Below are 23,733 nucleotides of genomic sequence, written 5' to 3' on the forward strand. Positions count from 1 at the left end.
GCCCCGGTTGCGGCCATCGACGCCTTTTCGCCTCTCCGCGCAGACGTGCCGCCATGCGACTCGCACGCCTGCTTACGCCTGACGGCCCGGTTTCGGGACGCTACGAGGACGGCGCAGTCATCGCCGCGGACGGTCGGTACGAGGTCGGGCGGGACGGGCGGCTCCTCCCACCCTGCGATCCGAGCGCGCTCTACTGCGTCGGTCGGAACTACGCGGAGACCCTCGACCAGATGGAGTACGAACGCCCCGAGGAGCCGGACTTCTTCATCAAGCCGCCAGCGAGCCTGCTCGCGCACGGCGAACCGATCCGATACCCCGAGTGGACCGACGAGCTGACGTACGCCGGCGAGCTGGTCGCCGTCATCGACGAGCGGTGCCGCGACGTCGAGCCCGCGGACGTGCCCGACGTGGTCCGCGGGTACACCGTGATGAACGACGTGGACGCGTTAGACCAACAGGGTCGGACCGCGCGCAAGGCGTTCGACGGCTCCGCGCCGCTCGGCCCGTGGATCGAGACCGACGTGGACCCGACGAGCATCGATATCTCGACGACCGTCGGCGGGGAGCAGCGACAGGACGCCAACACGGAGCTGATGCTGTTCGGCCCACACGAGATCGTCTCGTACCTCTCGAAGCGGTTCACCTTCGAGCCCGGCGACTGCATCGCCTTCGGGAGTCCGGCGAACCCCGGGCTCGTCGAGCCCGGCGAGCGCGTCGAGATCACCTACGAGGGCGTCGGGACGCTGTCGAACCCGGTCGTCGAGGAGGCGTGAGCGAATCCGCCGCGCCCGTCGTCACGTCGGGGGTCGCTTCGGGACCGACAGGGCGGTTCACTGACGGGCGGCGAAACGGCGGTGGCTGGTGCGCTTATACCCGCTGACGCCGTTGCGAGCGGATGGCAACGTCACAAACACCGTCTCCGAACCCGGAGACGGGACGCAGTCTCGCCCGCTGAACGAGCCTGAGCGTCGGCGTCGCGGTGATCGCCGTCCTCGCCGCAGGGCGCTCGTCGGGCGAGCGTCACCGCGGGAGTCGGCGCCGCCGTGGTCTACGCCCTCCTCATCCGGTTCACCGACACCCCGGTCCGGAACTTCGTCGCCGTGGCCGGGGTCGTTTTCGTCCTCCAACTCCTGCCGGTGTTCGCGATCGCGCCGTCGCTCGGCGTGACGTCCGTCGGCCAGACGGTCCTGGTGGTCCACCACGCCATCGTCGCGGTCCCGATCGGTCTCGTCCCGCGATAGCCCTCCGACCCGTCTCGCCGGACTCCGATCCGTTCCGCGTCGTCTCCCGAACCGGAGTCAGGGGACGCCGTTCGACACGCCGACGGTTCCGGGTCTCCGTCTACTCGGTGGTCCGCATCGGTTGTCGTTCCCCGTAGGTGAGCGTCCGCCACACCCACTCGACGGGACCGAACCGGTAGCGTCGCAGCCACAGCACCGAGAGGACGATCTGCGCCGCCCAGACGGCGGCGACGAACCCGAGCTGTTCGACCCGGCTCACCGAGCCGAACAGCCCGAATCCGTGGCCGTAGAAGACGGTGGTGGCGATCACCGTCTGGAGCAGGTAGTTCGTGAACGCCGTCCGGCCGACCGCGGCGAGCCCGCGAGTCACTGGCCCGTTGGGCCGCCGCCGGGCGTACAGCATCACGAGCCCGAGGTAGCCTCCGGCAAGGGGGAAGCTGCCGACGTAGATGAACTGTCGCCAGTACAGCGCGGCCCCGGCGCTCCACTCGTTGGCCTCGATGTAGACGACGCCGGCGACGGTGATCGCGAGGCCGACGACGCCGAGCGCGACGAGTTTGCGGTACAGGGCCGTCGACCGCTCGCCGGTCAACACGCCCCAGCGGTACAGCGCCATCCCGATGAGCATGGTGCCGCCGACCTGCCAGAAGCTCTGGTTGATGTAGCCGGTCGTCTGCCGATCGAGCGACGAGGGGACGCGGTGGTCGAGCTGTTCGAACCACCCGCTGCGGTACGTCGCGACCTGCTGTTCGATCGCGGCTCGCGCCGGCTCCCACTGCGACGCGATCGCGTCGCCGCCGATAGTGGCCGCGACGAGCAGCTCGACCACGGGGAGGAACAGCAGGAACACCACGCCGACGCCGGCGAGCTTCCGGGGTTCGAGGTCGCGGAACGCGACCACCACCAGCGCGGTCACCCCGTACGCGACGAGGATGTCGCCGTACCACAGCAGGTACGCGTGCATGAGCCCGATCGCGATGAGGATTGCGGTCCGTCGGTAGTGGAGCCGCAGCGCGTCCTGTCCCTTCTCCTCTTTGCTCTCGATGAACAGCAGGATCCCCGCGCCGAACAGCGCCGAGAACAGCGTGATGAACTTGTTCTGACCGAACACGTGGCTGACGGCCCACGCCCAGTAGTTCGCTCCCGTGAAGTCGCCGTACACCGTGGGATTCAGGAGCGTCTGCTCGGGCATCGCGAACACCCAGACGTTGATGAGGAGGATGCCGAGGAGGGCGAGCCCCCTGAGCGCGTCGAGGCTGACGATGCGTTCGGAGGGCGGCGTCGGGCCGGGGTCGCGAGTCACGAGTTGGTTCCCAAGAGGGAACGGAGGACCGAATAGGTTCGGATAGCGAGCGTGTCGCGTTAGTCGAGGCGGACGGCTTCACCGCGCTCCGAGGACCGGTAGATCGCGTCGATGACGCGCTGGACGGAGAGCGCCTCCTCGACCGTGTTGATATCGGGAGCCTCACCCGCGGCGACGCCGGCGAGGAACGTCGCCTGTTCGGCGGCGTGGCTGTCGCCCTCCCGCGTCTCGATCTCGGTGTCGGCGAAGTGGTGGTGGTCCCCGTCGAAGGCGGTCGCCTCGTGGAACGTGAGCTCGTCGCTCCCGCGGTCGAACGTCGCGCCGGCCTCCGTCCCGCGGACCACGAACTCGTCGTTCGTCGGCCGGTTCGTCGCCCACGCGACCTCCAGCGAAACGGTGTTGCCGCTTGCGTCCCGGATGAACGCCGACGCCGAGTCCTCGACGTCGAACCCGTCGGCGCCGTTGTCGTCTCCCCACATGTGGACGAACGTGTAGTCGTCGCGGTCGCCGAACTCCGAGCGCGTCTGCCCGGACACCTCGACGACCTCGGGGTGATCGAGGAAGTAGAGGGACAGGTCGATCGCGTGGACGCCGATGTCGATGAGCGCCCCGCCGCCGGCGACGTCCTTGGACGTGAACCACGAGCCGCGGCCCGGGACGCCGCGCCGGCGGACGTAGTTCGCCTCGACGTGCGTCGTCTCGCCGAACCGGCCCGCCGCCTGATACCCCTTCAGCACCTGGACCGGCTCCGCGAAGCGGTTGTTGAACCCGACCATGCAGAACCCAGCTGCGTCGCGGGCGGCCTCGGCGATCCGCTCCGCGCTCTCGACGGTGTGCGCCAGCGGCTTCTCCAACAGCACGTCGAGCCCCGCTTCGAGCGCCGAGGTCGCGTACGTCTCGTGGAACCGGTTCGGCGTCGTGATCAGGACGGCGTCGCAGGCCTCGTACAAGTCGTGCTCGTCCTCGTAGGCGTGCACGCCGAACTCCTCGTGGAACCGCCGGCGCGCGTCCGGGTCGATATCCATCCCCCCGACGAGGTTCGCGCCGCGATCGGACAGCTTCGTCGCGTGGTGATTGCCGATCCCCCCGAGGCCGACGATCCCGACGGCCACGTCGTTCGCGTGAGTCATAGGGAGAATTCACAACGAATGTCGTTAAGGCTCACGCTCCGGGCAGCGGGGAGCGAGGCGGTTAGAGGCCGCGTTAGGGCGTAGCGGAGCGGACGGAACGAGTCACAGTGCCGCTGCGAGCGCGGCGAGGAGCACGTCGAGCAGTTCGATCAGCTGTTCGACCGCCCCCGAACCGGCACCGAGCCGCTCGCCGTCGGTCAGGAGCCGTTCGATCCGCGCTGCCTCCCGGTCCCACACGAACCGACCGAGGAGCCAGCCGCTCCCGAGGAACGCCAGCGTCGCCAGGAGCCGCGAGACGAGGAGCAGCCGCAGGAGAAGCGGTAACAGCAGCACCGCGGCCACCGCGCCCACGACGAACGTGACGACCGACGCCATCGACTCGCCGAGCCCCGGTTCGACGATCCCCGTCCCCGTGAGGAAGACGAACCCCCCGACGGCGACGGCGAGCGCGCTCCAGACGACCGTCGCGAGGAGCCGCACGTGGCCGTCGTACCCGGCGCCGGCGTCCGCCGGCACGTCGTCGTGAACCCAGGGGTTCCGCATGGTCTACGTGGCGTTTCCGCCGGCATATACCTCGCTTCAAATACCCGAAACCCGACGGGTGAGATGAATCCCGACCGGGCCGAGCCGGTCGCGGCTCACCGTTCCCGCGTCATCCACTCGCTCGCCTGCGGCTCGTCCGGATCGGTGACGACCTCGATCAGCGCGGGTCCGTCGTGATCCAACGCGGACGCCACCGCGCCGCCGATCTCGTCCCGGGCGGTGACTCGCTCGGCGCGGACGCCCATGCCGGACGCGACGGCGACGAGATCCAGTCCCGCGTCGGTCCAGCCGTACGCGCCCGCCGGGAGGTCGTACGACCGCGACGCCTCCTCGCTGATGATCGCGTAGTCGTCGTTGTTGAACGCGACGACGGTCACGTCGAGTTCGGCGGCGGCCAGCGTGTGCAGCTCGTGTACACACATCATGAGTCCGCCGTCGCCGGTGAGCGCTACCACGTCGCGGTCGGGGTTCGCGAGCGTCGCGCCGATCGCCGAGGGGAGCCCCGTTCCCATCGTCGCCCACGACCCCGGGTTCACGTACCGCGAGGGGCCGCCCGCGGGGAACGCGACGAGCGTCCACAGCCGGAACCCGCCGGCGTCGGCGGTGACGACGGCGTCCGACGGGAGCGCCCCTCGGACCTCGCGGAGGACCTCGACGGATCGGAGGGGATCGTCGGGACCGCGATCGTCGGCGACCGCCGCGAACCGCTCCCGATCCGCGGTCCGAACCGCCTCGGCCCGCGCCGCGCCGGGTGTGAGGGGAGACGACTCAGCCAGCCGGTCCGCGAGCGCCCGGAGACACCGGTCGGCGTCGGCGACGATCCCGATGTCGGCCTCGTAGCCGAACCCGATGTCGTCGCCGTCGAGCGTGACGTGAACGAGCGTCTCGGGCAATGACACCGACCACGAGGCGGTCGCGACCGCGTCGAGGTCGGAGCCGACGACGAGCCCGCGGTCGGCGTCGGCGAGCAGCTCGCGGAGCTCGCTGCTCGCCCCGCCACAGAGCACGCCCGCGGAGAGGGGGTGGGTCTCGGCGAGCGTTCCCTTCCCTTTGTACGTCGTGACGACGGGAGCGTCGAGACGCTCGGCGACCGCGCGGAGCGACTCGCTCGCACCCGCGCGCCTGACGCCGCCGCCCGCGAGGATCACCGGCGCGTCGGCCCCGGCCAGCAGGTCGGCCGCGCGATCGACCGCCTCCGCGGGAGGTGCGGGCGGCGCGGCCGGTCCGCGCTCTCCGACCGCCGGCTGCGGCGTCCGACTCGCGAGCACGTCCTTCGGGATGCCGACGCGGACGGGGCCCTGCGGGTGTTCGCGGGCGACGCGGATCGCTTCGGCCACCGCGGGGACGGCGCCGCCGGGCGAGTCGACGAGGACGTTCTCCTTGACCACCGTGTCGTACGTCTCGGGCGGCGTCTCGTGGATCCCGTCCCCGCCGCGGACCTCGCGCTCGGTCTCGACCGCGAGGTGGAGGAGCGGGACGCAGTCGTTCAAGGCGTTCTTCAGCCCGTTCATCGCGTTCATGTCGCCCGGACCGGGGACGACGATCGACGCCGCCATCGCGCCGGGGTCGCTCGTCTCCGCGTAGCCCCACGCCTGGTGAGTCACGGCGGTCTCGTGGCGCGCGACGACGAACCGGGCGTCTCGCTCGCCGAGCGCCCGGTTCAGCGGGAGCGTCTGTTTGCCGGGAATCCCGAACGCAGTGTCGATCCCGCGGTCGAGCATGCAGTCGACGACCGCCTCGGCGACGGTGGGGGCGTCGACCGCGTCGGGGCCCGTACCGGTCGGGGACTCGTCGGTGTCCATACCGCGAGGTCGACGGAGCGGGTGTTGAAACCTTCGGCGGCGCGGCGGTCACCGGCGTCACGACCGCGGAGCCACCCGAACGGATACGGTGCTAGCAACGAGAACACAGGCATGGTCGACATCGCGGTCCAGCTGTACACGTTGCGCTCGCTCGACGCGCCGATCACGGACCTGCTCGACCGAGTCGGGGAGGCCGGCTACGACGGCGTGGAGTTCGCCTATCGGGTGGACGACGCGCCGGTCGAGGACGTGCTCGCGGCCCTCGATCGGAACGGGCTGGAGGCGGCGTCCGCGCACGTTCCCATCGAGGCGTTGGAGGAGACTCCGGTCGAGGCGTTGGAAGCCGCGTTCGACGACACCGTCGACCTGTACGGCCGACTCGGCGTCGATACCCTCGTCGTGCCCTGGCTCGACCCGGACCACTTCGAACGTGCCGCCGCGGTCGACGCGGTCGCGGCGCGGCTCGACGACCTCGCGGACGCCCTCGACGTAGAGCGCGTCCAGCTCGCGTACCACAACCACGATCAGGAGTTCGCGACCGTCGACGGCGCGCCCGCGTTAGAGCGGCTGATCGACCGCACCGACGCCCGCATCGGGTTCGAGATCGACGTGGGGTGGGCGCTCGTCGGCGGGTCGGACCCCGCGGCCCTGATCGACCGCTACCCCGATCGCATTACGCACGTCCACGCGTCGGACGCCGACGTCGACCGCGGCGAGCTGGTCGAACTCGGATCGGGCGACGTGGACCTCGACGCGGTCGTCGCGAGCGCCCGGGGCGCCGACTGCGAGTGGCTCGTCTACGAGCACGACGACCCCGCGGAGCCGCTCGCGTCGATGGAGTGGGGAGCGACGGCGCTGCGGGACGCGCTGGACTGATTCGACCCGGACAGTCGCCTCCGGCGGTCAGACGGTCGCCGAGTGCCGGTCAGACGGTCGCCGAGCGTCCGACCGAGGCCTCGCCTACTCCGCGACGTTCGTCTCCCGCACGCGGATCCCCTTGCGCGCGAGGTGTCGCATCTGCCGCTGGGCGAACTCCTCCTCGCTCGACCCGCGGGTCGCGAGGACGTAGACGAGCGCGGAGCCGGTCGGGCGCATGGTGCGACCCGCGCGCTGCGACCCCTGCCGGCGCGAGCCGCCGAGGCCGCTGGCGACGACCGCGAGCTCGGCGTTCGGGAGGTCGATCCCCTCGTCGCCGACGCGGGAGACGACGAGGGTGTCGAGGTCGTCGTCGGCTCCGCCGGCCTCATCGCGGTCTCCGCCCGCTTCGCGGAACCGCCGGAACAGCTCCGCGCGTTCGTGATGGGGCGTCTCGCCGCTGATGAAGGGGACGCCGAGCGCGTCGGCGATCGCCTCGCCCTGATCGAGGTACTCGATGAACACGAGCGCCTTCTTGTCGCGGTGGGCGGCCAGCAGGTACCGGATCTCCTCGATCTTTGCGGGGTTCTCCGCCGCGAGCCGGCGCCGATCGCGGCCGTCGGCGCTGGCGTACTCGTTCCGGGCCATCTCGTCGCGCCACGGGACGTACCGGATCTCTACCTCCGGCTCCTGCACGAAGCCGGCGTCGAACAGCTCGTCCCAGTCGGCGCCGATCGGCCGACCGATCAGGGTGTAGATCTCCTCCTCGCTGCCCGTCTCGCGGACCGGAGTCGCCGAGAGGCCGAGTCGGTGTTTTGCTTGCAGCTCTGCAGATCGCGAAAATATAGGGGCGGTGATGTGATGGGCCTCGTCGAAACAGATCAGCCCCCATTTCCGGGAGTCGAACAGGGCGCGGTGGCGGTCCATGCCGGCGGTTTGGTAGGTCGCGATCGTCACCGGCCGGATCTCCTTCTGTCCGCCGTGGTACTCGCCGATGTCGGCGGGATCGATCGTGGAGTGTTCGAGCAGTTCCTCGCGCCACTGGCCGGCGAGTTCGCGAGAGGGGACCAGGATCAGCGTCTCGCCGCCGACGGCCGCGATGGTCGCGATGGCGGCGACGGTCTTCCCGGAGCCGGGCGGGCCGACGTACACGCCGGAGCGCGCGTCGAGGAACGTCTCGACCCACGTCTCCTGATACGCCCGGAGGTCGGTCGTCAGATCGACGTCGACCGGGTCGCCCACGTCGAGGTCGCGGTCGTCCTCGACCGGGTAGCCGGCGTCGTAGAGGGCGCGTTTCACCTCGGCGACCGCGTCCTCGTTCACCCACGCCTCGGTCTCGGAGATGGGCGCTCGGAGGTTGGATTCGTCGAGGTGCTGGTCGGCGACGTTTCCCATCAGGCTCTCGGACGCGGCCTGTAACACCACGTAGCCGTCCTCGTGCGTGTACAGCCGGAAGCGATGCGCCCGGCGCCACTGGTCGCGGACCCACTCTTCGAGGTGGTCGAACCGGCGGGGGAGCACGGAGCGGAGGCTCGCGATGAGGCCGTCGGCGTCCTCGAACGGTGCGGCCCACACGTCCTCCTGTCTGATCCGGTAGAGGTACCCCCGCGTGCCGGGGTCGGTGCCGGTGGTGTCGACCAGGTGCGCGAACTGCGAGAGCCGCGCGCGGGTGAACTGCGTCGGGCGGTCGACCACGATCTCGCGGCGGTCCGGGAACGCGACGACGCGCTCGCGGGTCGCCAGCCGCCCCCAGTCGGTCGGGTAGAAGACGACGGGGTCGCTCTCGACGTCGAGTCGGTCCACGTCGCCGCGGTCGACGAGCGCCGCGAGGGCGTCGCGCGCGGCCGCCTGCGAGGTGCTGAGCCGCCGCGCGACCTCGCTCGCGGTCGCCACCGGTCGCTCTTCGGCCTCCAGCGCCTCGTGAAACCGGTCGAGCGAGAGCGCTTCGGAGGCGTCGTCGTCCGGAGAATCGGGGTCCGTACCGGGATCGCTGACGACGGGGTCGCCAGCGGCGGGATCACCGGAGTCGTCGGTCATTGCCTCCGGTTCGGTCGCGAAGCGGAAATGGATAGCGTCCGCGACCGGCCCGATCTCTGTCGGCTCGGGGCCGGCCACTGACGCGATCCTGGCTGCTGATTCGGCCACGCCTGCTGACTCGGGTCTGACTACCGACCCGACCGCCCGCGACAGCCGCGGCCCGTGATCGCGTCTTTCGACCGGAACCGACAGCCGCAGGCCGTACAGCGGACGAACGGGTCGCCCGGCTCGGTCTCCAGGCGGTGTTCGCCGACGACGAAGGGGCGGGTCACGGCACAGGGGCGGATTCGGTCGGGGATCGGCGTCGAGGCGGACTCGCTCAGCGCCGCCCGCACGGCGATGGTGTCGACGTCGACGGGGTCCCAGCGCCGGGCGTCGAGGGCCGCCTCGCGGTCGGCCACCTCGGTCCAGCCGGTGACGACGACCGGAGAGTTCGTCTCCGTGTCGCTCACGACCACGACGAAGCGGATCCCGCCGTCGACGAGGGCGAACCGCCACCCGTCGGTCCGGTTCCAGCGCAGCTGGCCGTTTCGGATGGCGTCGCTGACGGTCCGGGTCGAGACGTATCTGCCAGGCTGTTCCAGCCGCTCACGGAAGTGGTCTGTGAGGGCGTAGAGCCCGGGATCGCGGACGGGAGGATCCTCGGGCGTTCGACCGGCCGAGGGACGCTTCCCCGCCGTCGGGTTCTGACTTCGGGGCGCGTTCGCGTCGGCCCCGTGCGGGAGGGAGTTCGATCTCGTTGTCGCCCGCCGGCGAGACCCCGCCGGCGCGGTCGTGGACGCGGTCCGACGCTCCGTCGATCCGGGTCGGGATGACTCCGTGTCTCCCGGCCCGCCCTGTCGGGATGCCACTGGATACTGGTACAGAGTGTGTTCTTAAGTGTGTTACGGCGACACAGGGGGTTCGGTCGAGCCGTCTGGTGGGTGGGCGGCTTGGTGGGTGAGCGGTCGAACGCTCGGACGTGGGGTGGGAGACGGCTCACTCGTGCCCGGAGACAGGGACCGGCTCGTACGGCTCCTCGAGCCATTCCACGTCTGAATCGGAGAGGTCGATGCCGAGCGCTTCGACGGCGTCCTCGAGGTGCTCGACGCTGGACGTGCCGACGATCGGCGCGTCGACGACCTCCTTGCCGGCGACCCACCGGAGCGCGATCTGGGCCATCCGAACGCCCTTCTCGTCGGCCAGTTCCTCGATCCGGCGGTTGATCTCCTCGCCGCCGCCCTCGCGATACGGCCGCCCGAGCGCCGTCTCGCGTTCCCCGCGGGTCGTCGCGTCGGCCTGCCCGTCCGGGCGCGCGAGGTAGCCGGCGCCGACGGGACTCCACGGGATCATCCCGATCCCCTCTCGCTCACACAGCGAGACCATCTCGCGCTCCTCCTCGCGGTACGCGAGGTTGTAGTGGTTCTGCATGGTGGCGAACCGCTCGTACCCCTCGCGGTCGCTCGTGTGGAGCGCCTCGGCGAACTGATGGGCCCACATCGACGAGGCGCCGAGATACCGCACCTGGCCGCGCCGCACGGCGTCGTCGAGCGCGGCCAGCGTCTCCTCGATCGGCGTGTCGTAATCCCACCGGTGGATCTGATACAGGTCGATCGTCTCCATCCCGAGCCGATCGAGGCTGTGCGACAGCTCCTGTTCGATCGCCTTCCGCGAGAGCCCGCCCGAGTTCGGGTTCGACTCGTCCATCTCCCCGTACACCTTGGTGGCGACGGTGAACCGGTCGCGGTCGTACTCGGCGAGCACGTCGCCGAGGATCGCCTCGCTCTCGCCGTTCGAATAGACGTTCGCCGTGTCGAAGAACGTGATCCCCAGTTCGATCGCGCGCTCGATCAGCTCTCGCCCCTCCCCCTCGTCGAGCATCCACTCGTGTTCGCTCCCGAAGCTCATGCAGCCGAGCGCGAGGCGGCTCACCGTCGCCCCCGTGTCGCCCAGCGTCGTGTACTCCATACGGGTCGGGGGGCCGCGGGGGACTAAAAAGTCACAGCGCGGGCGGCTCGCCGCGACCGAGGACGATCTCTTGCCCCTCGACATCCTCGAGCGAGGCGACGCGGCCGCCGATGTCGACTCGACCGGTTTCGGTTTCGACGGTCAGCGACGCCACCTCTTCCGTGGCCTCGAATGCGAGGTCGACGACTCGCCCCCTGACGGTCACCGAATCGCCCGTCTCGATGTCGCGGCCCTCCACGGTCGCGAAGAACTCCTCGCCCTCGAACTCTCGGACGTCCTTGACCGCGCGGCGGATCGAGGCGTAGCGGCGCGGGAACGGACGGGCGGCCCCGTCTGCGGCGAGCGTTTCGGCGGTCGTCCACAGCACGGTGCCGAAGAAGCCGGAGACGAGGAACCCGAGCGCGGAGCGGTTGAAGATGACGCCGTACCGCTCGCGGTCGTCGCGGAGGGCGTCCTGCGTGGCGTACACGGAGTACTCGCCGTCGCCGACGGCGAGGATCGGCGTGGTGATCCCGCGCCGCGCGCGTGCGATGGTCGCGACCTCCAGGTAGTCGAACTCCTCGGGGTCCGGCGCGCGCGCCGCGGGCGTGACGAGGAGTTCGACGCTGACGCCCGCCTGGACCTTCGCCGCGAGCTCGTCGCGGAAGCGGCGGAGCAGCCCCGGCGTGAGCGACAGCGCCAGTTCGTACTCGGCGCCGGCGATCACTTCTTCGAGGTACCGGAGGATCGTCGACCGCGACTTCACCAGCGACACCGCCTCGGTCTCGCGGGTGGGCGCGGTGTAGCGGGCCTCGAGCTCGTCGACCATCTCGGTGAACGACGACCGGAGCTCGCCGAACGCGTCCTCCGGGTCGACGGCGACGATCTTCATCGGCCGCGATTCGCGGAGTTCGACGAGCCCGCGGTCGGAAAGGCTTCGGACCGTGTCGTACACGCGCGGCTGCGGGATGTCGGTCCGGTCGGCGATGTCGCTCGCGGTCAACTCGCCGTGTTCCAACACGGCGAGGTACGCGTCGATCTCGTACTCGCCGAGGTTGAATCGGTCCCCGACGCGGTCGAGCGTGCCGCGGAGATCGTCTGTCATGCTCGTGACGAGGCGGTCCTCCGATATAGGTTTTTACTATGAGCCGAGTAGCACGCGTTTTCAGAGCCGCATCCTCCATGTACATGCGATCGTCCGTCCCGTCGAGGGACTCCGACTCCATCGGCGGGACCGGCTCGTCGTCGAGGCGCCGCCGCGAGTCGCTCGCCGCCGGGAGAAACGCTTTTTCGGGTGGGCGACGGCGGTTTCGCTATGGCACAGCCCGGAGGGCTCGTCTCGATCGGGAACTGGATCACGCGGTTCGGGGACGCGCTCCGCGGGATTGTGGGTTCCCCCGGCGGGCGACTGCTGCTCGTGATCCTGTCGGTCGCGGTCGGCGTCCTCGCCTCGAAGTTCCTCGTGCGTCTCATCGGCCGCCCCGTCGCGCGTCGCGTGTCGAGACAGAGCGTCGCGCAGACGATCGTCAGGGGCGTCCGCGTCGGGACGATCGTCATGTCGCTGCTCGTCGGGCTCTGGGCGGGCGGGTTCCGCTTCACCGATCTGCTCGTCGGGACCGCCGTCTTCTCCGCCGTGATCGGGATCATCCTCGCGCCGATCGTCGGCAACTTCATCAACGGCGTGTTCATCCTCGCGGACCAGCCGTTCGAGATCGGCGACATGATCGAGTTGGAGAACGGGACGACGGGGTTCGTCGAGGATATCACGATCCGGTACACGAAGATATTCACGCTCGATAACACGTTCCTCGTCGTGCCGAACGGGACGATGCGCGAGCGCGATGTCACCAACTACTCCGCCGAGGACGAGCGGACCCGGCGGACGATCGACGTGCTCGTCACGTACGAAAGCGACATCTCCGAGGCGCGTCGGCTCATCGAGCGCGCCGCGCGGGACTGCGAGGCGGTGATCGACGGCGGCCCCGACATCCGCGTCGGCGTCGCGCGCTATACCGCCAGCCCCGACTGTCGGATCCACGAGTTCGGGGACGACGGCGTGCTCCTTCGCCTCCGGTACTGGGTGAAGAAGCCGTACAAGCTCGCGAAGGTCCAGTCCGACGTGAACATCAGGATCCGCGAGCGGGTCAAGGACGCCGACGTGGAGATGGCGTACCCGCACCGGCACCTCGTCTTCGACGACACCTCGGGCATCGCCCGGATCGGCGGGCCGGAAGACGGCCGACCGCCGGGACAGCGGGCCGGCGACAAGCCCGATTCCGAGGGCCGAGGGACCGGCGAATCCCGGAGCACCGAGGCGGAGGTCAGGGAGACGACGGAAGCGACGGCTGACTCCGTCGGCGGCGCCGGCTCCGGAAACGATCGCTGACTGGTTCCGTGTGACATAGTGTGGTGGGCTGTCCCACAGAACCGGAACCCTGATACAGCGAGCCCCCGCTTATAAATCAGTGAGCGACGAGCCCTCCGAGGACCCGTCGGAGTCGCCTTCGGAGTTCGGCGGCGTTGATTCCTCCCCCGACGACGGCGCCGGCGACGACGGTGGTCCGAACCACGAGACGAACAGTAGCGACGCGGTCAGCGCCTCGTCCGAAGCAGCGGACGGTGGCGACGGCGACGGCGGTTCTGGCGGCGACGGCGACGGCGGCCCCGACGACGGCGACAGCGCCCCCGGCGATTCCCCCGACGAACGGGTGTCGGAGGAGTCGATCACCGAGGGGAGCCTGATCCGGCCGCTGTTCCACCTCGCGTGGCCGATCGTCGTCATCCAGCTGTTGCAGGTAATGTACAACGTGGTCGACACGCTGTACCTCGGGCGCCTGTCCGCCGAGGCGGTGGGGGCGATCAGCCTCGCGTTCCCGCTGATCTTCCTCCTCATCGCGGTCGCCGGCGGCTTCACGACCGCGGGAGCGATCCTCGTCGCGCAGTACACCGGTGCCGACGGGAACCGGTCTGCGGGGCTCGTCGCCGGCCAGACCATCTTCACCGTCTCCGTGCTGTCTGTGCTCATCGGGATCGCGGGGTACTTCTACACGCGTCCGGCGCTCGAGATCCTGCCGAGCGACGCCGACACGGCGGCGACGGTGATCCCGCTGGCGGCCGACTACATGGAAGTCATCTTCGCGGGTATCCCGCTGATGTTCGGGTTCTTCGTCTTCTCCGCGCTGATGCGCGGATACGGTGACACCCGGACGCCGATGACGGTGATGCTCGTCTCGGTGGTTCTGAACGTGCTACTCGACCCGTTCCTCATCTTCGGGTTCTCGGCCAACCCGCTGTTCGAGTGGCTCGCCGCGGTGCCGCTCGTCGCGGCGCTCGACCCCGTCGGCGTTCAGGCGGCCCTGTTCGCGGCCACCGGATTCGCCGGCTACGGGATCGAAGGTGCTGCGATAGCGACGATCTTCTCGCGGGGAGTCGCCACCGCGGTCGGGATCTGGGTGCTGTTCGGCACCGGGCTCGGGCCGGACGTCTCGCTGGGTCACCTCCGCCCGGACCTCGGATTCATCGGGGACATCTTCCGGCTCGGGCTCCCCTCCAGCGTCGAGCAGACGACGAGCGCGCTGGCGATGATCACGCTCACCGCGATGGTCGTCACGTTCTCCCCGCCGGTCGTCGCGGCCTACGGGCTGGGCAACCGGCTCATCTCGCTCGTGTTCCTCCCCGCGATGGGGCTCGGGCGCGCGATCGACACGATGGTCGGGCAGAACCTCGGCGCGAACCGGGCGGACCGCGCCGCGCGGTCGGTCAAGCTCGCGGCGTCGACCGGGGCGGGGGTGATGTTCCTCGTCGCGGTCGTCGCGGTGACGTTCACGGAGCCGATCGTCGGCGCCTTCCTCGGAGACGTGCCCGACGCGCCGGCGACCGTCGCGCACGCGGTCGAATACGTCCGGATTCGGTCCGTCGAGTTCGCCTTCATCGGCGTCTCGCAGGTCATCCTCGGTGCGTTCCGGGGGGCCGGCAACACGAAGACCGCGATGGTGATCTCGATCCTCACGCTCTGGGTCGGGCGGGTCGCCAGCGTGGGCTACCTCGTCTTCATCGCCGGCTGGGGCGAGACGGGGATCTGGGTCGGGATGGCACTCGGGAACATCCTCGGCGCGATCATCGGCGTGGCGTGGTTCGCGCGCGGGACGTGGACGGAACGGTACATCGACGATCCGGCGCCCGGCGTGGATCCCGCGGCCGACGACTGAAGTCGAGAGCGGGGTCCGGAGAGACTGACCGCGCGTCAGTGGCGGAACAGGTGGATCGCGTCCTCGTCGCGGAGGAGACAGAAGCGCGCGCCGTCGCTTTCTGGAAATGTCGTTCCCGGCTTCCGGGTGGTAAACAGGCGGTCGAACGGGGCCTCACACACCGGACAGGCCACGTCTTTTCGATTCTCCCAGAGGCGTGTCGCGCCCGTGTCCTTGAGCTGTTTCAGCGCGTGGCGGTGATCGTGCACGTCGAACCGGGGCATGCGTCGAAATACCCGACCCGACAGTTGAAGCTGACTCCGCGAGTATCAGCCGTGATTGCGTTTCGATGGTCGCAGGGGTACGGTTCGGTGTCGGCGACGGTTACGTATCGGTGTCGGCGACAGTTACGTCTCGGTGTCGGCGATCAGGCTCCGAGCGCGGTCGAGGGCGGTCTCGTCGCCGGTCCTGACGTACTCGCCGAGCGCGTCGGCGGCGTCGACGAGGGCGTCGGCGTCGGCCGGCGGCACGTCACCCGTGAGCGCCTCGGCGCGCTTCGTGCGGTCGCGGAGGCGTTCGAGGAGCGCGCGGGCGGGAGCGATCCGCGAGAGCGGGTCGTCGCCGGCGACCGAAACCGTCGGTATGGACGCGTCGGCATCGGTGGTGTCGTCGACTTCCTCGAGTCCCGCGACTCCCTCGAGTTCGTCGAGAAACGAAAGGAGGTCGGTCCGGTACTCGTCGACCGCGCGGACCGTGGCCATCCCCCGCGCCTCGCGGAGGGACTCGGGGACCGCCTCGGTCGCGGGCCGGTCGCCATCGTCGGCACCGGCGAGCAGAGCGAGGAGGTACTCCCGGTCGCGGTCGGTGGGGTCGCGGAGCCGGTCGTAGAGGTCAATCGCCTCGAGCAGTTCGCGGGCGGCGAGGTAGGCGTCGTCGAGCGGGAGCAGTTCGCCCCCGCGGATGAACCCCCGCTTGCGGGCGTATTCGCGGAGGTCGGCTTTGAGGTCGTCGACGCCCTCTTCGGGGAGCGTTCCACGCGCGTCGCCGAAGCGTGCGCGATGGGGGCTGAGGTCGAGCGTCGCGGGTGCGTCGGTGTGGGCGGTCCTGTCGTCGACGCCGACGCTCTTGAGGGACCCGCAGTCGGGGCACTCGACGGATCCCGTCTCGTAGTACGACCAACGCGCGCCGCACTCTCGGCACTCCCGTTCGCCGCGGACCTTCATGCGAGCCACTTCGTCGCGTTCGGCGTAAAGGGCTGTGGGTCGCGAGTGACGGCAGATCGCAACAGGTCGGATCGGGCCGGAGTGGCCGGATTTCCCTCCGTCACATTATATATGCGGCCCCGGTGAATCGTGGGATATGGGTTGGCACGCCGTCGCGGCCGTGGACGACGCCGTCGAGGCCGCTCGTCGGTTCCTGTTCCCGGTCAGCGTGGTCCGCTGGGCGAAACTGGCGCTCCTTGTCCTCCTGATGGGTGGGGGTGCGAACGCCGGGGTGTCGGTTCCCGCGGCTCCCGACGCTCGGCTGGGCGGTGTGACGGAATCCGGGGGCATAGAGACCGGGACGGAGACGGAAACCGGCATCGGGGCGGTCGACGCCGTCGTTGCGGACCTCGTCGGTGGTCTGCCGGCTGACTGGCTGATCGCCGCCGCCGCGGTCGTCGTGGGACTCGGGGTTGTCGCGTTCTCAGTGGCCTCGCTGTCGCTTCGGCTGGTCTTTTACGACGCGCTTCGGACGAACGAGGTCCGACTGTGGCAGCCGTTCCTCGGGCGACTCCGGCAGGGGGGCGGCCTGTTCGTCGCCTCCGCGGTCCTGTGGTCGATCGCCGCCGGTCCGATCGCGTTGACGGCGCTCGTCCTGGTCGCGAGGGAGACGCCGATTGGGTGGGCGCCGATCGACTCGTTCGCGGCGACGGTCGGAGCGCTCTCGACGGGCCCTGCGGTTGCCGTGGGGCTTCTCGGGGGCGGGGTCGTCCTGCTCGGGACGCTCGCACTCCGGCTCACCTACGAGTTCGTCGTTCCCGCGATGGTCGTCGAGGAAGTCGGCGTGGTTGCCGGGTGGCGTCGTGTCTGGCGCGCGGTGAGCGGGGAGTGGGCGGAGCTCTTCGTCTATCTCGCGGTTCACTTCTTCGTCAGCCTCGGAACGGCGATCGTCGAGGGGATCGCGTTCGTGATCGCTGGTTCGGCAGTCGTCGTAGTCGCCGGGAGCGTGCTCCTGCTCGCGGCCGTTCCCATCGGCGGTCTCGGCGCGTTGGTGAGTACGACTGCTGGGGCCGCGACCGTCGCGATCGTCGCCATTATCGCCGTGGTGGCGTTGGTTGCACTGACGCTCCCGGTCAGTGTCGTCACTCGATCGTATCTGATCGCGTACGAAGTCGCTACTCTCGGTGGTATCGACCCGGCGCTGACGCTGTTCCACGTGGACATCGACCCGGCTTCGGCCGTCACTGGTTCAGCATCGACCGATACTGGCTCAGGGTCGACCGACCGCGACTGAATCGCGTCCGCGGATCGTCGAATGTCGAATCAGTATTCGACGGGTTCACATACCTTTTTACTCCGTTACCGAATTGGAGGAGACATGGGATTAGACGACGACGCGAGAGAGTATCATCGACAGGAGCCGCCGGGGAAGATCGAGATCGAGACGACCAAACCGACGAACACGCAGCGGGACCTCTCGCTCGCGTACTCGCCGGGAGTCGCAGCGCCGTGTCGCGACATCGCCGCGGACCCGGAATCGGTGTTCGAGTACACCGCGAAGGGGAACCTCGTTGCGGTCGTCTCGAACGGGTCCGCCGTGCTCGGGCTCGGTGACATCGGTGCGTCGGCGTCGAAGCCCGTCATGGAGGGGAAGGGCGTCCTGTTCAAGCGGTTCGCCGACATCGATGTCTTCGACATCGAACTCGACATCGACGACGTCGATCCGTTCTGTGAGGCCGTGAAGGCGATGGAGCCGACCTTCGGGGGCGTCAACCTCGAGGACATCAAGGCCCCCGAGTGCTTTAAGATCGAAGAGCGGCTCCGCGACGAGATGGACGTGCCCGTCTTCCACGACGACCAACACGGGACCGCGATCATCTCCGGAGCGGCGCTGATGAACGCGACGGAGATCTCCGGGAAAGACCTCTCCGACATCGAGATCGTCTTCTCGGGCGCGGGCGCGTCCGCGATCGCGACCGCGAAGTTCTACGTCTCGCTCGGCGCGCGGAAGGAGAACATCACCATGTGCGACTCCTCCGGGATCATCACGGAGCAGCGGGCCGCCAGCGGCGACGTCAACGACTACAAAAGCGAGTTCGCCAGCAATGGAGCGGGCGGCGACCTCGCCGACGCGATGGAGGACGCGGACGTGTTCGTCGGACTCTCCGTCGGCGGGATCGTCTCGCAGGAGATGGTCCAGTCGATGGCGTCGGACCCGATCATCTTCGCGATGGCGAACCCCGATCCGGAGATCACCTACGAGGACGCGAAGGACGCTCGCGACGACACGGTGATCATGGCGACGGGGCGGTCCGACTACCCGAATATGGTGAACAACGTGCTCGGGTTCCCGTTCCTGTTCCGCGGCGCGCTCGACGTGCGCGCGACTGAGATCAACGAGGAGATGAAGCGGGCCGCCGCGAAGGCGCTCGCTGAACTGGCTCGCAAGGACGTCCCTGATGCGGTCGTGAAGGCGTACGGCGACGACCCGCTCCAGTTCGGGGCGGACTACGTGATCCCGAAACCCCTCGATCCGCGCGTGCTCTTCGAGGTCGCACCCAGCGTCGCGGAGGCGGCGATGGAGTCGGGGTCAGCGCGGACCGAAATCGACCTCGAACAGTACCGGGAGCGTCTGGAGGCACGCCTCGGGAAGTCCCGCGAGATGATGCGCGTCGTGTTGAACAAAGCGAAAAGCGATCCGAAGCGTATCGCGCTGGCAGAGGGGACCGACGAGAAGATGATCCGCGCGGCCTACCAGCTCTCGGAGCAGGGGATCGCCGAGCCGGTGCTGCTCGGCGACGCCGACACGATCACTCGCACCGCCGACCAGCTCGGGCTGTCGTTCCAGCCGGAGGTCGTCGACCCGGACGACCGGGACGTGTCGGCGTACGGCGACCAGCTCTACGAGCTACGCAAGCGCAAGGGGATCACGAGCCGGGAGGCGAACGAACTGGTCCGGCGAGACACGAACTACCTCGGGAGCGTCATGGTGAAGTCCGGGGACGTCGACGCGATGCTCACCGGCCTGACTCATCACTATCCGTCGGCACTCCGGCCGCCGCTGCAGGTCGTCGGATCTGCGGCCGACACCGATACCGTCGCCGGCGTGTACATGCTCACGTTCAAAAACCGGGTCATCTTCTGTGCCGACACAACGGTGAACCAGGACCCCGACGCAGAGACGCTCGCGGAGATCACGCGTCACACCTCCGAGCTCGCTCGTCGGTTCAACGTCGAGCCGCGCGCGGCGATGCTCTCCTACTCCAACTTCGGGAGCGTCGACAACGAAGGGACTCAGAAGCCACGGGAGGCCGTTGAGATACTCCACGAGGACGAGAGCGTCGACTTCCCTGTCGACGGTGAGATGCAGGCCGACACCGCGGTCGTTGACGACATTCTCAACAACACGTACGAGTTCTCGGAGCTCGACGAAGCCGCGAACGTGCTCGTGTTCCCGAACCTTGAAGCCGGGAACATCGGCTACAAGCTGCTCCAGCGGCTCGGCGGCGCGGAGGCCATCGGCCCGATGCTGGTTGGAATGGACGAACCGGTCCACGTCCTCCAGCGGGGCGACGAGGTCAAAGACATCGTCAACCTGGCCAGTGTGGCCGTCGTCGACGCGCAGGAGTAGGGTAGCGAATCGCTTGTGGTTGCGGTCCTCTGCAGCCTTCCGGTCTTCTGCGGTAGTCCTTTGATCTTCTACGGTAGTCCTCTGGTCTTCGGCGATCTTCTGCCGATCTCCGTTTGATACTCTGTGAGGCAACGAATTCGCGGGTATGATAGCGTAGGTGACCGTGGATGTTCCGGGTGTACTGGCCATTCTAATCTGGGTACTGTTGCCGTGACTGGGCACAACTGTTTGAGAGACACACCGTGTTTCCGGTGAAACGTGGTTCGTTGGGGTTGGGTGGTTGGTGGTGGCTGGTGGGGGGGCAGAAACGCCCGATCTTGATTCCCGATTCACCCCCACTCGGTTGCCTCAAAAATTGCTCTTGGATTAGAAAAAACTATAAACAAGTTTTGAGTATAGTCCACTAGATCAAAGAGCAGGAGAAAGAATAGAAGTCAGAGAGACCCGGTTTCACCGGAAATCCTGAACTTTCATCGGAAACACGGTCTCTGACTGGTACTTCGACTCCTCGGTTTACACTACGATGTGTATATATCGCATATACATACGGACTCGTACCGAAACTTGATCGTCTCTTTCGTACGGTCACACGATCCCACTAATTATCCTGGCTCGAGCTCTCTGGAGCGTCACCTGCCTTGTGAGCCGCCTCCGTTCCCTGACCTTTGTTTTGCGCTTCTGGTTCAGCTGCGTTTTTGTCGAGTCACACTGCGGTGGTGACACCGGATTTCCGGTGAACTACACTACCGATCTTCTGACAGCCGTTTTGCTTTTACGGCCGACAATCCTTCCTCTCACCGACCACTCTGACTCCCACTACCCCACCCATCACACCCCGACTACCCTACTACACCCCAACCACCCCACTACACCCCAACCACCCCACCACCCACCCCACCACCCACCCCCCATCCACCTGTTTCACCGGAAACCCGGTGTGTGTCTCAAATCACATCGCATCACGGCCGAAGCGGAACGCATTTCACCGGAAACCCGGTGTCGATCCTATGGACGCAGCGGACGATCTCTTCACCAGGGAGGACCCGATCTTCGCGAACAAGGAGCTCCTCGAGATCAGTCACCTCCCCGGGGAGGGCCGGATCGTCGGTCGTGACGACGAGATCGCAAACCTTGCGACTGCGGTCAACCCCGCGATTTTCGGTCAGAGTCCGAGCAACGTACTGATCTACGGAAAGACGGGCACCGGAAAGTCGCTCTGCGCGAAATACGTCTCCAAGCGCCTCGTCTCGACGGCGGGAGAGGAGGGCGTCAACGCGACGTTCGCGTACGTCGACTGCGCGCAGGACACGACCGAGACGCAGGCCGTTCAGACCATCGCCGACGCCGTGAACGATCCGGACGCCACCGGGATCAACGTCCCGGATAAAGGTCTCTCGACGTCGACGTACTACAAGCGGCTGTGGCGGATCCTCGACCAGCGGTACGACGTTGTCCTCATCATCCTCGACGAGATCGACAAACTCGACGACGACGCCATCCTGATGCAGCTCTCCCGGGCTGGCGAGGCCGGCAAGATCACCGACTGCAAGCTCGGGGTGGTCGGAATCAGCAACAAGATTCAGTACAAAGACCGCATGGACGAGCGCGTCAAGTCGAGCCTCTGTGAACGGGAGTTCGTGTTCCCGCCGTACGACGCCAACCAACTCCGCGAGATCATGCAGGCGCGCGCAGACGCCTTTCACGACGATGTCCTCGAACCATCGACGGTCCCGCGTGCCGCCGCGCTCGCCGCCCGCGAACACGGAGACGCGCGCAAAGCTATCGACATTCTCCGCTACGCGGGCGAGATCGCACAGAGCAACGGCGAACCGACCGTCAGAGAGGAGTTCGTTACGCAGGCGCGCGAGCGCGCAGAGACCGATCGGTTCCGCGAACTCATTCGCGGGTCGACGCCGCACTCTCGGTACGTCCTCCAGGCGCTCGCGCTGCTATCGCTTTCGAGCGGCCGTCAGGATGGGTTCCGAACCAGTCGCGTCTACGAGATCTACGAGAACATCTGCCGTCAAGAGGGCTCAGATAGCCTCTCGCTTCGCCGCGTCCGCGACCTCCTCAAGGAACACGCGTTTCTCGACATCATCGAACAGTCGAAACACAGTGGGGGAAGCGCCGAAGGTAGCTACACGAAACACCAGCTGTTGGAGGACCCGAGCGTCGTGAAAGAGGTTCTGACGGAAGACTCCTGACGATAATCGACCGAAGAAGGAATTTCGATTCGCACTGCGATCGTTCGTCTCGGTCGATTCGATCGGCAGTCGTCTGCCGGTTCGCCGCAGTTCGATCGCGATCCGAGCGTGTTCCGAGTTGTCTCTTATCCCAGCAGGCCGAGCCCTTCGATCCGTTCGACGATCTCCTCGACGGCCTCTTCCGCGTCGTCAGTCCGCTTCCCGCCGGTAATGACGATTTTCCCGCTCCCGAACAGGAGGATCACAACTTCCGGCTCGTCCATCCGGTAGACGAGTCCGGGGAACTGCTCTGGTTCGTACTCTACGTCCTCGAGTCCGAGCCCGATCGCGAGCGCGTTGAGATTGAGGTTGTGCCCGAGATCGGCGCTGGACACGATGTTCTGAACGGTGATCTCCGGATCGTCTTCGACCGGAATCTGTAGTCCGCGAAGCTTCTCGAAGATGATCCCGAGCGCCTCGTGAACGTCGTCGATGCTTTTCGCACCCGTGCAGACGATCTTTCCAGACCGGAAGATGAGCGCGGCCGCCTTCGGTTCTTGGGTCCGGTAAACGAGTCCCGGGAAGTTGTCGGGGTTGAAATCAGCCCCCGGAAGGTCCTCAGCGAGCGCCTCCAAATCGAGCTCTTGGCCGATCCCCGTCGATGCAACTACGTTCTGGATCTCGATCGAATCTGCAGGGTTCGTCATCGTTCGCTTTTATATGCGTCCCCCTCCCTTATAAACGCCCGTGGTATAAACGGCCGCTCTGCCGCTGCCCGTTGCGCCGCGCGGTAGCCCATTTTGTGAAGCCACGTCTCTGCCGATGTGTGGACCACCGTCTCGCGGCCTGTGCCCCCGGCCTCAGCTTCGGTATGGCACGCGCGCTGCCACCGGAAGATATGATCGGGTACTGACAATCATCGGCCTATTCGGTTCGTCGGTCGAAACAGCTGGTCGAGCTACACACCTGTTTCGTCTGCTCAGGACCCGGCCCACTCGTGCGAACCTATCTCAATGAAACCGCATGACGTGGCGCCGATGGTTCGACGGGGTTAAGTATAACCCGGCATTCGTGTTAGATGCGAAGGTCCCCCGGCGCGGGGGACAACGGCTGGCCGCTCCGCGGCCGGTCGAAGCGTTCCGACGTGCTTAAGTGTATAAGCCCGTTCGGTTGAAACGCGAAGAACGCACCGCGGACTCGGGACGTTCAATTCGTCCCGGTTTCGCAGAGTCGGTTCATCCGACTCACCCGAATGAGGATTTCGCCCCCTGCGCTCCGGCGTAAGAGGAAATCTGATGTGAGCCGTGGTAGTTCGGTGTCATCCAGGTCGCTGGGTGGCCCGGACACCACATAGACCATGCAATGGTGTTTTGACTCAACGCGAGTCAAAACCCGCCAACACCCCTCTGAGCCGGGAATCAGGCTCAGAGGTTATACATTCCGGTTGATCCTGCCGGAGGCCATTGCTATTGGGATCCGATTTAGCCATGCTAGTCGCACGAGTTCAGACTCGTGGCGAATAGCTCAGTAACACGTGGCCAAACTACCCTTCGGAGCTCCATACCCTCGGGAAACTGAGGCTAATAGAGCATACCACAATCCACCTGGAATGAGGATTGTGCCAAACGCTCCGGCGCCGAAGGATGTGGCTGCGGCCGATTAGGTAGACGGTGGGGTAACGGCCCACCGTGCC

19 protein-coding genes and 1 rRNA gene are annotated in these 23,733 nt (G+C 67.5%); 9 read left to right on the forward strand and 11 right to left on the reverse strand.

The features are described from left to right. Positions 1-53: 53 nt before the first annotated feature. Positions 54-773 (forward strand): fumarylacetoacetate hydrolase family protein, encoded by a 720-nt coding sequence (locus tag ACT4MF_RS15410; protein ID WP_444683287.1) that lies wholly within the window; start codon positions 54-56, stop codon positions 771-773. A 270-nt stretch (positions 774-1,043) separates the two neighbouring features. Further along, positions 1,044-1,241, forward strand: coding sequence for a hypothetical protein (locus tag ACT4MF_RS15415; RefSeq protein WP_444683288.1), 198 nt, complete (start codon positions 1,044-1,046; stop codon positions 1,239-1,241). 100 nt (positions 1,242-1,341) lie between these two features. Here ACT4MF_RS15415 and ACT4MF_RS15420 read toward each other — a convergent pair whose 3' ends face one another. The 4 genes from ACT4MF_RS15420 to ACT4MF_RS15435 all read right to left on the reverse strand — a co-directional run bounded on the left by ACT4MF_RS15420 (position 1,342) and on the right by ACT4MF_RS15435 (position 6,019). Then, positions 1,342-2,544: a DUF418 domain-containing protein gene (locus ACT4MF_RS15420; protein WP_444683289.1), complete on the reverse strand. Its 1,203-nt coding sequence runs from the start codon at positions 2,542-2,544 to the stop codon at positions 1,342-1,344. Positions 2,545-2,603: 59 nt separating this feature from the next. Continuing rightward, the gene (locus tag ACT4MF_RS15425; protein ID WP_444683290.1) at positions 2,604-3,674 is read right to left on the reverse strand and encodes a Gfo/Idh/MocA family protein; all 1,071 of its coding nucleotides are present in this window, start codon (positions 3,672-3,674) and stop codon (positions 2,604-2,606) included. 102 nt (positions 3,675-3,776) lie between these two features. Beyond that, entirely contained in the window at positions 3,777-4,217 is a 441-nt protein-coding gene (locus tag ACT4MF_RS15430) for a hypothetical protein (RefSeq protein ID WP_444683291.1), read from the reverse strand. A gap of 95 nt (positions 4,218-4,312) precedes the next feature. Next, positions 4,313-6,019: a thiamine pyrophosphate-binding protein gene (locus ACT4MF_RS15435; protein ID WP_444683292.1), complete on the reverse strand. Its 1,707-nt coding sequence runs from the start codon at positions 6,017-6,019 to the stop codon at positions 4,313-4,315. 111 nt (positions 6,020-6,130) lie between these two features. Between ACT4MF_RS15435 and ACT4MF_RS15440 the strand changes: the two genes are divergently transcribed. After that, complete coding sequence (locus ACT4MF_RS15440) at positions 6,131-6,895, forward strand: sugar phosphate isomerase/epimerase family protein (protein WP_444683293.1); 765 nt, start codon at positions 6,131-6,133, stop codon at positions 6,893-6,895. A gap of 84 nt (positions 6,896-6,979) precedes the next feature. Here the strand turns inward: ACT4MF_RS15440 and ACT4MF_RS15445 are convergent, their stop codons facing one another. From ACT4MF_RS15445 to trmB, 4 genes are all read right to left on the reverse strand, one after another. After that, a complete protein-coding gene (locus tag ACT4MF_RS15445) occupies positions 6,980-8,911 on the reverse strand; it encodes a DEAD/DEAH box helicase (RefSeq protein ID WP_444683294.1) in 1,932 nt (643 codons plus the stop codon). 128 nt (positions 8,912-9,039) lie between these two features. After that, a complete protein-coding gene (locus ACT4MF_RS15450) occupies positions 9,040-9,762 on the reverse strand; it encodes a hypothetical protein (RefSeq protein ID WP_444683295.1) in 723 nt (240 codons plus the stop codon). A gap of 127 nt (positions 9,763-9,889) precedes the next feature. Continuing rightward, positions 9,890-10,858: an aldo/keto reductase gene (locus ACT4MF_RS15455; protein ID WP_444683296.1), complete on the reverse strand. Its 969-nt coding sequence runs from the start codon at positions 10,856-10,858 to the stop codon at positions 9,890-9,892. Positions 10,859-10,889: 31 nt separating this feature from the next. After that, on the reverse strand, positions 10,890-11,942 hold the full coding sequence (trmB, locus tag ACT4MF_RS15460) for an HTH-type sugar sensing transcriptional regulator TrmB (RefSeq protein WP_099255769.1): 1,053 nt from the start codon (positions 11,940-11,942) through the stop codon (positions 10,890-10,892). Between the two features lie 189 nt (positions 11,943-12,131). Here trmB and ACT4MF_RS15465 point away from each other — a divergent pair, with 189 nt between their 5' ends. After that, positions 12,132-13,223 (forward strand): mechanosensitive ion channel family protein, encoded by a 1,092-nt coding sequence (locus ACT4MF_RS15465; RefSeq protein ID WP_444683297.1) that lies wholly within the window; start codon positions 12,132-12,134, stop codon positions 13,221-13,223. Positions 13,224-13,302: 79 nt separating this feature from the next. Then, entirely contained in the window at positions 13,303-15,045 is a 1,743-nt protein-coding gene (locus tag ACT4MF_RS15470; protein ID WP_444683298.1) for an MATE family efflux transporter, read from the forward strand. Between the two features lie 35 nt (positions 15,046-15,080). On the opposite strand, the gene ACT4MF_RS15475 is transcribed toward ACT4MF_RS15470, so the two are convergent. Both ACT4MF_RS15475 and ACT4MF_RS15480 read right to left on the reverse strand, forming a co-directional pair. Beyond that, positions 15,081-15,308 carry a DUF7385 family protein gene (locus tag ACT4MF_RS15475; protein WP_099255302.1) on the reverse strand — a complete coding sequence of 76 codons (228 nt, stop codon included), beginning with the start codon at positions 15,306-15,308 and terminating at the stop codon, positions 15,081-15,083. Positions 15,309-15,431: 123 nt separating this feature from the next. Further along, complete coding sequence (locus tag ACT4MF_RS15480; protein ID WP_444683299.1) at positions 15,432-16,247, reverse strand: DUF7117 family protein; 816 nt, start codon at positions 16,245-16,247, stop codon at positions 15,432-15,434. Between the two features lie 136 nt (positions 16,248-16,383). Here ACT4MF_RS15480 and ACT4MF_RS15485 point away from each other — a divergent pair, with 136 nt between their 5' ends. The 3 genes from ACT4MF_RS15485 (at position 16,384) to ACT4MF_RS15495 (ending at position 22,061) form a co-directional block, all read left to right on the forward strand. Continuing rightward, the gene (locus ACT4MF_RS15485; RefSeq protein ID WP_444683300.1) at positions 16,384-17,520 is read left to right on the forward strand and encodes a DUF7544 domain-containing protein; all 1,137 of its coding nucleotides are present in this window, start codon (positions 16,384-16,386) and stop codon (positions 17,518-17,520) included. An 84-nt stretch (positions 17,521-17,604) separates the two neighbouring features. Next, a complete protein-coding gene (locus tag ACT4MF_RS15490) occupies positions 17,605-19,857 on the forward strand; it encodes an NADP-dependent malic enzyme (protein ID WP_099255305.1) in 2,253 nt (750 codons plus the stop codon). Positions 19,858-20,864: 1,007 nt separating this feature from the next. Then, on the forward strand, positions 20,865-22,061 hold the full coding sequence (locus ACT4MF_RS15495; protein ID WP_444683301.1) for a Cdc6/Cdc18 family protein: 1,197 nt from the start codon (positions 20,865-20,867) through the stop codon (positions 22,059-22,061). 125 nt (positions 22,062-22,186) lie between these two features. On the opposite strand, the gene ACT4MF_RS15500 is transcribed toward ACT4MF_RS15495, so the two are convergent. After that, entirely contained in the window at positions 22,187-22,747 is a 561-nt protein-coding gene (locus ACT4MF_RS15500; protein WP_004046033.1) for a TATA-box-binding protein, read from the reverse strand. A gap of 730 nt (positions 22,748-23,477) precedes the next feature. Here ACT4MF_RS15500 and ACT4MF_RS15505 point away from each other — a divergent pair. Continuing rightward, positions 23,478-23,733: ribosomal RNA gene (locus ACT4MF_RS15505) — 16S ribosomal RNA — on the forward strand; the annotation flags it as partial.

This window comes from Halorubrum sp. FL23 (assembly GCF_052439115.2).
In the GTDB taxonomy this organism is placed as follows: Archaea; Halobacteriota; Halobacteria; order Halobacteriales; family Haloferacaceae; genus Halorubrum; species Halorubrum persicum.

Coding starts and splice junctions, on each gene's coding strand:
- ACT4MF_RS15410 (WP_444683287.1), top strand. CDS start 54: ATGCGACTCGCACGCCTGCTTACGCCTGACGGCCCGGTTTCGGGACGC.
- ACT4MF_RS15425 (WP_444683290.1), bottom strand. CDS start 3,674: ATGACTCACGCGAACGACGTGGCCGTCGGGATCGTCGGCCTCGGGGGG.
- ACT4MF_RS15430 (WP_444683291.1), bottom strand. CDS start 4,217: ATGCGGAACCCCTGGGTTCACGACGACGTGCCGGCGGACGCCGGCGCC.
- ACT4MF_RS15435 (WP_444683292.1), bottom strand. CDS start 6,019: ATGGACACCGACGAGTCCCCGACCGGTACGGGCCCCGACGCGGTCGAC.
- ACT4MF_RS15440 (WP_444683293.1), top strand. CDS start 6,131: ATGGTCGACATCGCGGTCCAGCTGTACACGTTGCGCTCGCTCGACGCG.
- ACT4MF_RS15445 (WP_444683294.1), bottom strand. CDS start 8,911: ATGACCGACGACTCCGGTGATCCCGCCGCTGGCGACCCCGTCGTCAGC.
- ACT4MF_RS15455 (WP_444683296.1), bottom strand. CDS start 10,858: ATGGAGTACACGACGCTGGGCGACACGGGGGCGACGGTGAGCCGCCTC.
- trmB (WP_099255769.1), bottom strand. CDS start 11,942: ATGACAGACGATCTCCGCGGCACGCTCGACCGCGTCGGGGACCGATTC.
- ACT4MF_RS15475 (WP_099255302.1), bottom strand. CDS start 15,308: ATGCCCCGGTTCGACGTGCACGATCACCGCCACGCGCTGAAACAGCTC.
- ACT4MF_RS15480 (WP_444683299.1), bottom strand. CDS start 16,247: ATGAAGGTCCGCGGCGAACGGGAGTGCCGAGAGTGCGGCGCGCGTTGG.
- ACT4MF_RS15485 (WP_444683300.1), top strand. CDS start 16,384: ATGGGTTGGCACGCCGTCGCGGCCGTGGACGACGCCGTCGAGGCCGCT.
- ACT4MF_RS15490 (WP_099255305.1), top strand. CDS start 17,605: ATGGGATTAGACGACGACGCGAGAGAGTATCATCGACAGGAGCCGCCG.
- ACT4MF_RS15495 (WP_444683301.1), top strand. CDS start 20,865: ATGGACGCAGCGGACGATCTCTTCACCAGGGAGGACCCGATCTTCGCG.
- ACT4MF_RS15500 (WP_004046033.1), bottom strand. CDS start 22,747: ATGACGAACCCTGCAGATTCGATCGAGATCCAGAACGTAGTTGCATCG.